Genomic DNA, 11,104 nt, shown 5'->3' with positions numbered 1-11,104 from the left:
TCAGAACGAGCGTTAATTTAGCGTCACGATGCCTCGGGGAGCGTCATTTCAGCGTAAAGATATCGCCCATAACGCCCGCACCACACATAATACACATCAACAAAACCGCAGGTCAGACGGCCTTCGCGGCAGGCTCCAGAATCGCCACGCACTCAACGTGCGAGGTCATCGAAATCAGGTCCCACATCGCGATGCTAGAAGAAACCACAGGTCAGACAGTCTTTCGAGGCTCGCCAGGCAGGACGTCAGGCACTCGAAGCGTCAAACGAGCGTCACCGGGCGCGTATAGCGACTCCGACAACCGACCCGCGAGCCCTGGAGCTTGCCGATCTGGGCGCAGAAGGCGATGCCGAAGGCGGGGCATGGGGCGGTTCTCCTCACTCGACTTCCGGCGGGCGCGGCATGAACGCCCTGCCGGGCTTTGGTCAGTCGCGTGCAGTCGTGGTCGTCTCGTCCTCGTCTGACTCCGCGAGCTCACCGAGGACCCGCCCGGCCAGATCGGCGAGGGAGTCGCCGGTCTCGGTCTCCCATCGGGCGGTGCCCTGGTTGGCCACGGGTCGCTCTTCCCATTCGGCGAGTTCCCAAATGCGGGTGATCAGGCTGGACGGTGAGTACTGGTTCCCGTCGGCAGCCCACAGGATCGGCTTAGTGCGGTGGTTGATCCACGTAGCCCGGCCGCGCTTGTCGTCCTGCGCCAGCCAGCCCTTGAGGGCCTCAGCCTCCACCGGGTAGGCGGTGGCCAGGACGAGCGGCGCGCCTTCTGCGAGCACCCCCTTGTCGACGAGGATGTGGACGGCATTGGGTCGGCGCGGCTTGCGCTGTGAGGCGACACGACGGTACTTGTCCGTCAAGGGTTGGCCCTCGGAGTCTACAAGGAGGCACATGACACGGTCGATGACCTCCCTGCTGCGGTGGACGTCCGCACATACCGCCCGGATCTGCGAGCGCTCGCCGTAAAGCCCGTCGATCGCCTCGGCTACGGCCGGCAGCAACTCTTGAACTAGTCCGGGAACATCAGCCACGGCGGCCGTCACCCATCCTTGGTTCGGGTCGGGCTCGTCGATGGTCTCGGTGTCGAGGCGGCGAAAGACCAGATGGGTGAGCAGATAGAGGCCGTGCTCGGTGAGCGCGGCGCCCCGGCCTTCGTATCCCGGACGCAGGGCGTGCAACTTCCGGCGAACCTCCCGGAGGATCTGCACCGAGTTCCAGAGCAGGTAGACGCTGGGTTGGGGTCGGAAGAGCACGTCATAGATGCCCTGCGAGCCGCGCTCCCAGAGAACGTCCAGGGTGGTACCCATTCTGGCCGCGTACTGGCTGTCGGGGTGAGCGCAGGCCAGCGCGCACGCAGCTTCCACCACCGAGCAGCCGGTGTCCTCCGTGGGGTCCAGTTCGCTGCGGCGGACGCTGTAGTCCAGACCGAGTTCCGCCCGCATCTCCTCAAGGATGCCGGCCTGGACCGGATCGAGGGCGATAAAGTCCCTTGGCTCCACGCGGTTCTGCCGGTTGGTGGCTTGAATGGTCCGCTTGGCGAATTCGACAGCCTTGCCTGTCACGATGATCCGGACGCCCACCTGTGCGTTCGCTGCGTCCTCGTCAGCGGCGATGGCCTCGGCCACCGACCGGACGGTCTGGACTCCGTTGACGATACTCGCGTTGTGCAGTGTCAGGGTGATCGGCCGTGTTTGGGGGTTCCGGATGGACTGATAGGTCCGATCCACTGACTCACAGAGCACGGTGACACCGTTGTTGAAGTACCAGAAGTTGTCGGGCTCCTCAGTGAGGGTGCCGATGAGCTCGTTGTTGATCGGTGTTCTGCCAAGGGGGTTACGGATGGTCAGGCTGAACAGGTTCGATCCGTGCTCCAGCCATTGGGCGACCTGTTCGGCCCCGACAGTGCCCTGATACGACTCGTACGGGACGCTCACCGCGAACCACGGGAACAGGTCGGCCCTCAACTGCACCGGCTGGGGAGCCAAGTCCTCGCGCACGGAAGCCCACACCTCGGGGGCAAGGATGATCCGATGGTCCAGTACCTCGCCATGCCGGTTGAACTCCTTCTCACCATCGACCAGGGCATGGCGGAATCCCTCGCTCACCTCGTCGGCCCGCATCAGCACTACGACCTGGGTAACCTTGGTCGGCCCCTTCGCCATGACGGCTTTGGCGTATTCGGCGAGCTGCCGGCCGCGCGGGTTGAACGCGGCGAAGTCCTCGTCGTCGATGAGCCGCAGTCCCGTGAGCAGTTCCCAGACCGCCTCCCGCTGGCCCTTGGCCCTGCCGTCCTTGCTCCACTTTCCTTGGACGAGATAGACGTGCGGGTCCGGCCCATCCACCACGGCAATGGCGTCGATGCCCTTGTCCGCTATGCCGTCGATCACCGTGAGCGCTGCATCCTGGGGGCTAAAGCCGGTGACAATGCGTACGGCTTGGGCGGTGAGAGCCCGTGAGAGCATGCGCTTGTCTAGGTCCTCACCCGCCTTTCCCGCCAGGTCACTGCTGTCGATGAGTCCTGAATCCAGATAGACAGATTTCAGAGCTTGGCTGACCTGGCGAACCTGCAGGCTCACATCCTGGATGCCGCTGCCCGTGTGCTTGGTGGCCATTCTCTGTCCTCCCCAGGGCATGCACCGGTGCCGTTCGCAGCCTGCCCACACACAGATCCTGCCACGAGCAGTTGCCTCATCACTCTGTGTTTCAGGACATCGAGCCCGATCGACTTTCGCGAACACATAGACGCCTTGGCCCTGCCCACAAGGACAGGGCCAAGGCGTCTATGCGGCAATGGTCAGCGGAGCGTCCAAACGCTCCCAAGCACCGAGCACAGCCTTGTGCGCATCCGGCTGCAGGTGTGCGTACCGCTGCGTGGTCTGGAAGCTCTCGTGACCGAGGAGGTGCTGCACCTCGTAGAGCGAGACCCCCTTCTGGACGAGCCACGAGGCGCAGGTGTGGCGCATGGAGTACGGCGGATATGGCGGGACGAGGCTGAGCTCGCCATCGGTGTCGAAGTGGTACGCGTTGCCGAGGGCGGGCCACCAGGTCTGGCGTCGCCAGTTGCCGTCATCAAGGCGGCGGCCAGCCCGGCCCTTGGTGAGCGTGGTGAAGACCAGCGCGTCACGCTCCAGCCGGTGGACGTGGCGTTCGACTGCCTCCAGGGCGTGGGGCGTCAGGGGGACTTCTCGACGGCTTTTCGAGGTCTTGGGATACTCCTTGATGCCGCTCTTGGTGTTGACCTCGACCACGAACACCCGTGAGCGGCGCCGGTCGATGCGGTGGTGGTGCAGATCAGAGAGCTCGCCCCAACGCAGACCGGTGTAGAAGCCGAGCAGGCACATGGTCCTCCACGCGGGTGGGAGGGCGTCGAGGATGCTCTGCGCCTGGTCAAGCGTGAACCACTGGGGCGGCTTCACCGGGAGGGCGGGGAGGTCGACGCTGCGGCAGGGGCTCACGGCGATGATGTCGTCGTCCACGGCCGCGCGCATGATGGAGGACGTCAGGTTGTACGCCCTCTTGATCGCCGCGGCGCCCGTGCCCTTCTCAACCAGGGAACGGATCCAACTCTGGACGTCCATGCGGGTGATGGCCCGCATCTCCCAGTCGGCCAGGTGGGGCAGGACGTGGTTTTGGAGGCTGGATGCGTCGCCGCGCAGCGTGTGCGGCTCCACGATGCGGGCGGCCCACCAGCGGTCGTGCCATTCCCGGAAAGTGATCTCACCGGCTCGTGGGTTGCGCAGGGCTCCCCGGGAGAACTGAGTCTCCAAGTCCGTACCCCACGCGCGGGCCTGGGACTTGAGGGGGAACGATTCGCTGAATCGCTCTCCCGCCCGGTTGCGTACGGTCGCCTGCCACTTGCCGGACTTGAGCTTGCGCAGGTACGTGGTGATCCTCCTCGTTCAACGGTGGCGGCGAGGGCCATGGCGGTGTCAGCGGCGGCGGGCTGTCGGTGATGCGACGGCGCGGCTGCTGACGAACGCGTCCAATCCGTCGGCAGGGACCCGTACACGGGACCGCTCCGGTCCGGTACGGAGGTCGACGACGGGAAGGTCGCCGGTCGAGATGAGGCGGTAGACGGTGCGACGGTCGACATCGAGCAGGGCGGCGACGGCGGGAACGGACAGCAGACGAGACGGCACGGGCAATTCCTTCGTGGTGAGGTGAGCGAAGTCGGTGGACCGCTTGGGGGCGGCTATCGGTTTGGCTTAGCGGAGGGTGAAATCCGGCAACACTTCCGGAGGGCTGCCAGGAATTCCGCACGTTCTGATCAGGAGGATTCACACACGATCCGTCTGGCATGGGCCGCGTCGGCGCATGCTGCGCGACAGCGAGGTGAATCGGAGCGATTTAACAACTCGAAAGAGAGCACCTCGCCGACATGGGGATCAATTTGACGTGCCGACGCGGTGGCTGTGCCGGGATATTCAATGATGCGGAACATCGCCGGTTTGGCTAACCGGCGATCGTCGGCTATGTTCCGCCCGCTCCGACCAGTTCCGGTCGCTGGCAGCACCCGCGAGGAGTGTGTCCGGGGAGACCCCGAGTGCAGTGGCGATAGCGACGAAGTCGTCGATGTCGCAGCGCCTGACCATGCGTTCGACGCGGGAGAGCGCGGTGACGGTCATGGGCCGGCCGAGGGCGGTGACGCGGGCTGCGAGCTGGCGCTGCGAGTAGCCGCAGGCGGTGCGGGCACGCACGATGGCCCGGGCGACACGCTTTCCTGCGGTACCGATTTCAAGGGAACGTGGTGGCATGAATGTGTTGTAGCTTGCGTTCCCCGATGCCGGGAACACTTTCCTGTCTGCCGTGAGCGATCCCCCGCACATCGACGCCTTCGCAGGCGATTTCGGCAACCGCGGATCTGGGTCTACTGTTTCCGACCGGCCGGAAAGTAGTACAGAGTTTCAGAACCAACTCTGGACTTTCGCGCCCCTGGTGTGGCTGTCTTGTCCACGCCCCGGCCCCGGCCTCGCCGGAATTCCTTGCCCCCGAATGCGACGAAGGTGGTCGATCGACATCGCCCGTATCCGCACCATCAAGCCCGAGGCGTTCAACTCGGAGTCCCTCGCGGCGGTGTCCCTCTCCGCCGAGCGGACGTTCTTCGGCCTGCTTACCCAGTCCGACGACCACGGCCGGTTCCGCGACCAACCCGCCGTCATCGCCGGCCTGCTGTGGTCCCTACGCCCCGAACACGGCCCTCTGGGCGTCGAGGACGACCTCACCCAGCTCCACGCCGCCGAGCTGATCTGCCGATACCAGGGCGACAACGGCAAGCGGTACCTGCACATCGTCACCTTCTCCCAGCACCAGAAGGTCAACCGGCCCAGCGGCGTACGGCACCCCGCCTGCCCACACCACGACCTCGGCATTCCGCATGAGCCCTCACCGCCGACGCACGCATCACTCACCGAGCCCTCCGCACCGACTCACGGTGGGGTCACGGAGGAGTCAGGGAGCGACGAACACGCAGGTCAGGACCGATTCCATGAGCCTTCATCGCCGACGCAGGGAGGACTCACGGAGCCCGCACCGAGTGCTCACGGTCCGGATCTAGGATCTAGGAACAGGGATCTAGGATCTACTCCGTTGGGGGGCGCGAGCGCCCCCGCGCCCCAGACCGTCTCGGCGAAGGACCTCATAGCCGAGTACACCGCCGCCTGCAGCCACCGACCTCCCAAGAGCGTGCTCGGACACCTCGGCAGCGAAATCAAGAAGCTCCTCGATGAGGGCATCGACCCCGACCACGTACGCGCCGCTCTCGCGCGTCACCGGGCCAAGGGCTTGCACCCCAGCGTCCTCCCCAGCCTCGTCAACGAGGCCATGAACGCCGCCCCGACCACACCCGGCACCGCCCACCGGTCGTGGACCAACCCCGCCGATGTCACCGCCGCCTACGGGGGTGACCTGTGACCACCACCCTCACCCACGCCCCGGACCGCCTCGGCCCGCTCGCCGAGCGGCTGTAGACTTCGATCCGCCGTACCGGCTGTACAGCCAGGACCTGCTGGAACAGGTCACGGGCGAACTGCGGGACATCGTCGGCGCCCACCCTGGTGCAGACCTTCTAGCCCCGGCCGCCGTCACCCGCCACCCGGACCACCTCCTCGTGCATGACGCGGCGGTCCGCCTGGGGTGCCGCTGGTTCTGGGAAGACCTCGCGTTTTGGTCCACGTACGCCCTCGCCGGATGCGACCGGTACCTCTTTCGCGCCCGCAACGGCCCGCGCCTGACGTCCGAACTGGTCGACATCACCGAGGTGCTCCTCGACAAGGTCACCATCCTGCGGATGCACGGCTCGCAGATGCACCCTGCCCGGAAGATGTATCGGCCGATTCGGCACGCCTGGACCACGGCCGCCGAACTCCCGGCCGGCACCGGCACCTACGCGGAACGCTTCTATCGGACGGAGTCGCTGTGAAGGTCATAGCCCTCGAAGGACCGTCGTACGCGGGGAAGTCCACCGCCATCAGCCACCTGCGCATCCGTGGCATCGAAGATCAGGCATTCGTCTCCGACTGCTACGTCAAGCACATCGCCCACCGCGACGACGTCCCACCGGCCCGGACCGGATCCGCCGCCGCGCAGCTCACCGCGTTTGAGAAGTTCATGGCGATCGAGGTGACCCGTGTCCGCAGGGCACTCGGAAGCGCCAAGCCCGTGGTGATACTCGACCGCTCCGTCGACACTCTCCTCGCTCATGCCCACGCCCTCGACGCCCTGTTCGGCTACGGCGTCCACCACCAGCTCCGTGATCGGCTCAAGGAGCTGCCGTTCCTACGCCCCGACCACACCATCTACCTCGACGTACCGGCCGAGGTGCTGGGCCTACGACGGAAGAGGGCCGGGCACACGGCGGCGGAGTCGGACCACTTCCTCCACGAACCGGCGTTCCTCGACCATGCCCGTGACTACTTCCTCTCGGGTGTGCAGCCGCCGATCTCGCGGGAGGTGGTCGCCGTCCCTGCCGACACCAACCCGGCGGAGATCGCGCAGGCAGTGGAGTCCCTCGTCACCTTCTGGACGAGGTGATTACCCGATGCCCACCGCCCTCTTCGCCTGGCGACGTACGCCGCCCCCGCTTCTCATCGGTGGAGCCGAGGTAACACAGCAGCTCCTCGCCGAGGAACTCGCCGTGGCCGGCTGGCAGGTCGTCTATCTGGGCTCCCACCAAGCACCTTGGGACCAAGCCGAGCAGCTTCCGCAGATCCGCGCGTTCCTGGACACCCATGTCATCTCATACGAGGAAACCCACAACACGCTGCGCTACCAGTGGCACGGTGCGGACTGCATCGCCGTACCTCAGGACAGGACCGTGCCGGTCCTCGGCAGTCTGCTGTCCGAATTCCGGCCCGACGTCGTGTTCACTGCTCAGGAGGGCGCGGCCGACCTCGCCGCACAGGCCCGGCCGACGTCGCTGGTCGCGGGCATCCTCCACTCGGTCTCGCAGAACGGCCTCGGGGTCCTGGCCGGTGGTCCGCACTACGGGCTGGCGGTCTCCGAGTTCGTCCGTCAACGAGCACCTCAGACCGAGGGAACCCGTATCGCCGTGGTCCACCCGCCGTTCATACCGCCCCAGCAGCACCCGAGCACGGCGCGGACCAATTCGGTGCTCATGGTCAACCCGATCCCCGCGAAGGGCTCCGCCCTCGTCCACCAGCTCATCCGTCTCATGCCGGAGCAGCACTTCACCCTGGTCGAGGGCTGGTGGAACACCGCCGCCGAGTTCGCCGCCTACCCCAACGTGACCTTCGTTCCGAGGGTCTACGACATGGCCCCGCTCTACCGCAGCCACCGGGTCCTGCTGGTGCCGTCCACGGTAGAGGACGCCTTCCCTCGAGTGATTATCGAAGCCGCACTGCATTCGACACCGAGCATCGGCAGTGACCGGGGCGGCATCCCCGAAGCCATCGGCAACGCGGGAATAGTCCTGCCCCTCACGGCGGACCCGCAGACGTGGGCGGACGCCATCCACGCGACCGACCACCACACCCGCGGGGCGCAGGCCCGGCAGCACGCGGCAGAGTTCACCGGCCCGCGCCTGCCCACCCTCGAAGCCTTGGGGATCTACCCCCCGGCGAAGGCAGCCTCGACCTCACAGAGCCGGCCCGTCCACCAGTGCAACAGCGCCTCGTCCGCGGTGAACAGCTCATCGCAGGAGAAGTCAGCGCGGTCGTAGTGGAATTCCAGCTGCCAGAAGTCCGTCATCCGCTTCCACCACAGCCGACGCACACCGTCCAACAGCGCGAAGGTCTCCAGCGGCACCACAGACCGATAGCCGCCCACGAACGCCGACACACGGGCGAGGTCGAACACCCCGTCCACGCCGAACTGCACCTGCGCCGTCCGTACGATCTCCTCGGCATACGGGCGGACGCCAACACGGTCCCAGTCCAGGACTGCGGCCAGCTCACCGCCCTCCCACAAGAGATTGCGGTACTGGACATCACCGTGTGTCCACCCGTGACCGCCCGCAGGGGCCTCGTCCTGCGGTCGGCGATCAGCGTGTTTGCCGATCAGCACGCGCCGCTGTTCCAGGGCGGCTGCCGCCGCCGTGTCGAACGCGCTGCCAGTGCCCTTGTCTCCTTCCGCAGCGGAAAGCCGCTCCGACTTCTCCACCGCCCGCTCCGGCGTCGTCACTTCGGCGGTCACCGTCTCGGGCACCGCCGGCAACAAACCTCGATCGCAAGCGCGTCCGAGCCCCTCGTGGAGGCGCCCCAGCTCCGCCCCCAGGGAGGCGGCCTGGGACAAACTGAGGTCCACACCACGGCCATGGGTACCGGGCACCCACGGGAACAGGCACCAGACGCCGCCACCGACCTCGGCCACCAGAGCGCCACTTCCGGTGACCGCGGGAGCAGCAACAGGAAGACCATCATCAGCCAGCGAAGCGAGCACCCCGAGGTTGCGCCGCAGACGGTCGAGCGGCACATCGGTAACCCGCTTGAGTGCGAACACCCCGGCCGGTGTCTCCACCTTCCAGTTCGCATTCATCAGTCCGTCGGCGAGGTAACGGCGCTCCCGCACCTCTCCTAGGCGGAAAACGCTGGTCAGCTCAGCGAGAACGCTGCCGGGGATCTCAGTCCGGTCCGTCACGGTCGCATCAGTCACGTGAAGGACGATACTCGGGGACGACGCCCCCGGGCACGAGGTTCCCGGCATGCCTCGCGGAGCCACATCGGCACCGAGCAGCGGCACCGCGACGCTCTCACCCGCTGGGCCCCGTAAAGTACAAACGCCTCCACACACTCACACACGCCGACCTCGGCGAAAGCCTCGCCGCCCAGCCCCGCGCCGACGAAGCCATGGCCACCTGGAGCCAGCCGGTCAATCGCATGGCCGGGATGACTTCAGAACGCACCCGCAAGGCGATCTCCTCCCTCAGGCCCACGCTCGCGGTCTACCAGCGACGCGGCGTCCGCGGGGACGCCAAATCGGCCGGATCGCGGCTGCCGGCCCTCGACAACGCCCGGTCGCCGCCGCAATCAGCGACGACGAAACCAGACCAATCTTCGGCAAGTTCCGTAGAGACAAACCTCGGGAACTGCGCCTTGCACCACTCGCGACCTGCTCGGCCAGGCAGGTGACGCCTCATCAGAACGAGCGTCATATGAGCGTCAAGATGCCGCGGAGAGCGTCATTTCAGCGTCAAGATACCGCCCATACCGCACATACCGCACATACCGCACGTCACCCAAACCCGCAGGTCAGGCGCCCTTTCCGGCCTTCTCAAGGATCGCCACGCACTCCACATGATGCGTCATCGGAAACAGATCGAACGCCTGCATCCGCCGCAGTACGTATCCCGCCTCGCGGAAGTAGGCCAAGTCGCGGGCGAGGGCGGCGGGGTCGCAGGCGACGTAGGCGATGCGGCGGGGGGTGAGGGAGGCGAGGTGGGCGACGGTTTTGCGGCCGGCGCCGGCGCGGGGCGGGTCGAGGACGATGAGGTCGGCGGTGGTGATGCCGGTGCGGGGGAGGATCTGCTCGACCTTGCCGTGCTCGATGCGGACGCGGTCGAGGTCTTCGAGGTTGTGGCGGGCGTCCTCGGCTGCGCGCTTGCCGGATTCGATGCCGAGGACGGCGCCCTTGTCGCCGACGCGTTCGGCGAGCGCACCGGCGAAGAGACCGACGCCGCAGTAGAGGTCGAGGGCGGTGTCGCCCTTCTTCGGCATCAGGCCCCGCATCACAGCTTCGACGAGGACGTCGGCGGCCATGGGGTGGACCTGCCAGAAGCCGCCGTTGCCCACGCGCCAGGTGCGGTCGGCGGCGCGCTCGCGGACGAAGGGGCGGCCGTGGACGCGGTGGACGCCGCCGTCCTTCTCGTCGACGCGCAGGACCGAGACCGGCTTGTCGAGTTCGACGATCGGCAGGCGGCCGCCGGGGCGCGGGGTGAGGACGACCTGGCGGTCGTTCGAGCCCGTGGCGGCGATGGCCTCGACGGTGGCCATCTGCGGCCAGGTGCGCTTCTCGATGCCGAGTTCGGTGACGCCGGGGGCGGCGATCAGGCAGTGGTCGACGGGCTGCACGTCGTGGGAGCGGTGCTTGCGCAGACCGGCGTGGCCGTCGGCGTCGACGGCGTACTGGACGCGGGTGCGCCACGCCGGAACCTCGCCCTTGGCGACCTTGTCCCCGGGGGCGGGAGCGACGGTGCCGTCCCAGCGGGCCTCCTCGGGGGTGAGGCCGGCGAGACGCGCGAGCTGTTCGGTGATGACGGCGCCCTTGAGGCGGCGCTGCGCACCGGGCGCGGCGTGCTGCCAGTCGCAGCCACCACACCGTCCGGGGCCGGAGAACGGGCAGGGCGCCTCGACGCGGTCCTTGGACGGGGTGTGGATCTCCACGGCGTCGGCGCGCAGGAAGCGGGCACCCTCGGCGCCCTCGGTGACACGGACGGTGACGCGCTCACCGGGCAGCGCGTGGCGGACGAAGAGGACCTGGCCCTCGTCGGTGCGGGCGATGCAGTGGCCGCCGTGGGCGACAGGGCCGACCTCGACCTCGTACTCAGCGCCGACCAGCGACTTCTCGGGTTCTGTCTGCATGGCGGGCGAAGCTCCAAAGGGTGGGACCGGCGCGGCGGGGCCGCGGCCGGGTACGGCGGACGACAGCCTTCGAGTCTACG

The 11,104-nt window shown here is 67.2% G+C and carries 10 protein-coding genes and 1 pseudogene; 5 read left to right on the top strand and 6 right to left on the bottom strand.

The window, feature by feature from the left end:
- Window positions 1–425: 425 nt before the first annotated feature.
- The 4 genes from OG422_RS24115 to OG422_RS24100 form a co-directional block, all read right to left on the bottom strand.
- A complete protein-coding gene (locus tag OG422_RS24115) occupies window positions 426–2,603 on the bottom strand; it encodes an AIPR family protein (protein WP_405745447.1) in 2,178 nt (725 codons plus the stop codon).
- Window positions 2,604–2,771: 168 nt separating this feature from the next.
- Window positions 2,772–3,758: a tyrosine-type recombinase/integrase gene (locus OG422_RS24110; protein WP_405745444.1), complete on the bottom strand. Its 987-nt coding sequence runs from the start codon at window positions 3,756–3,758 to the stop codon at window positions 2,772–2,774.
- 162 nt (window positions 3,759–3,920) lie between these two features.
- The gene (locus tag OG422_RS24105; protein ID WP_405745441.1) at window positions 3,921–4,130 is read right to left on the bottom strand and encodes a helix-turn-helix domain-containing protein; all 210 of its coding nucleotides are present in this window, start codon (window positions 4,128–4,130) and stop codon (window positions 3,921–3,923) included.
- 285 nt (window positions 4,131–4,415) lie between these two features.
- Window positions 4,416–4,745 carry a helix-turn-helix domain-containing protein gene (locus OG422_RS24100; protein ID WP_395369317.1) on the bottom strand — a complete coding sequence of 110 codons (330 nt, stop codon included), beginning with the start codon at window positions 4,743–4,745 and terminating at the stop codon, window positions 4,416–4,418.
- Window positions 4,746–5,007: 262 nt separating this feature from the next.
- Between OG422_RS24100 and OG422_RS24095 the strand changes: the two genes are divergently transcribed.
- Genes OG422_RS24095 through OG422_RS24080 form a run of 4 tightly spaced genes read left to right on the top strand, consistent with a single transcriptional unit; the run spans window position 5,008 to window position 8,167 of the window.
- Window positions 5,008–5,901, top strand: coding sequence for a hypothetical protein (locus OG422_RS24095; RefSeq protein ID WP_405747968.1), 894 nt, complete (start codon window positions 5,008–5,010; stop codon window positions 5,899–5,901).
- On the top strand, window positions 5,891–6,409 hold the full coding sequence (locus tag OG422_RS24090) for a hypothetical protein (RefSeq protein WP_405745437.1): 519 nt from the start codon (window positions 5,891–5,893) through the stop codon (window positions 6,407–6,409). Before OG422_RS24095 ends, OG422_RS24090 begins: the two co-directional genes overlap by 11 nt.
- Window positions 6,406–7,020 (top strand): dTMP kinase, encoded by a 615-nt coding sequence (locus OG422_RS24085; protein ID WP_405745434.1) that lies wholly within the window; start codon window positions 6,406–6,408, stop codon window positions 7,018–7,020. The genes OG422_RS24090 and OG422_RS24085 overlap by 4 nt, the downstream gene beginning before the upstream one ends.
- A 7-nt stretch (window positions 7,021–7,027) precedes the next feature.
- Complete coding sequence (locus OG422_RS24080) at window positions 7,028–8,167, top strand: glycosyltransferase (protein WP_405745431.1); 1,140 nt, start codon at window positions 7,028–7,030, stop codon at window positions 8,165–8,167.
- Here the strand turns inward: OG422_RS24080 and OG422_RS24075 are convergent.
- A complete protein-coding gene (locus OG422_RS24075) occupies window positions 8,056–9,150 on the bottom strand; it encodes a phosphotransferase (protein ID WP_405745428.1) in 1,095 nt (364 codons plus the stop codon). The two genes, OG422_RS24080 and OG422_RS24075, sit on opposite strands and share 112 nt — an antisense overlap.
- Window positions 9,151–9,162: 12 nt before the next feature.
- Between OG422_RS24075 and OG422_RS24070 the strand changes: the two are divergent.
- Window positions 9,163–9,413 (top strand): annotated as a pseudogene (locus tag OG422_RS24070) (tetratricopeptide repeat protein); the annotation flags it as partial.
- A 282-nt stretch (window positions 9,414–9,695) separates the two neighbouring features.
- Here OG422_RS24070 and OG422_RS24065 read toward each other — a convergent pair.
- Complete coding sequence (locus OG422_RS24065; protein WP_405745425.1) at window positions 9,696–11,024, bottom strand: class I SAM-dependent RNA methyltransferase; 1,329 nt, start codon at window positions 11,022–11,024, stop codon at window positions 9,696–9,698.
- Window positions 11,025–11,104: the final 80 nt, after the last annotated feature.

The sequence above is a fragment of the Streptomyces sp. NBC_01525 genome (assembly GCF_045040405.1).
Classification (GTDB): domain Bacteria; phylum Actinomycetota; class Actinomycetes; order Streptomycetales; family Streptomycetaceae; genus Streptomyces; species Streptomyces benahoarensis.
Note: the sequence above shows the minus strand (reverse complement) of the source record. Positions and strands in the feature narration are given on the sequence as shown.

Excerpts from the sequence above, each read along its gene's own strand:
- OG422_RS24115 (WP_405745447.1), bottom strand. The coding sequence starts at position 2,603 with ATGGCCACCAAGCACACGGGCAGCGGCATCCAGGATGTGAGCCTGCAG.
- OG422_RS24100 (WP_395369317.1), bottom strand. The coding sequence starts at position 4,745 with ATGCCACCACGTTCCCTTGAAATCGGTACCGCAGGAAAGCGTGTCGCC.
- OG422_RS24080 (WP_405745431.1), top strand. The coding sequence starts at position 7,028 with ATGCCCACCGCCCTCTTCGCCTGGCGACGTACGCCGCCCCCGCTTCTC.
- OG422_RS24075 (WP_405745428.1), bottom strand. The coding sequence starts at position 9,150 with ATGCCGGGAACCTCGTGCCCGGGGGCGTCGTCCCCGAGTATCGTCCTT.
- OG422_RS24065 (WP_405745425.1), bottom strand. The coding sequence starts at position 11,024 with ATGCAGACAGAACCCGAGAAGTCGCTGGTCGGCGCTGAGTACGAGGTC.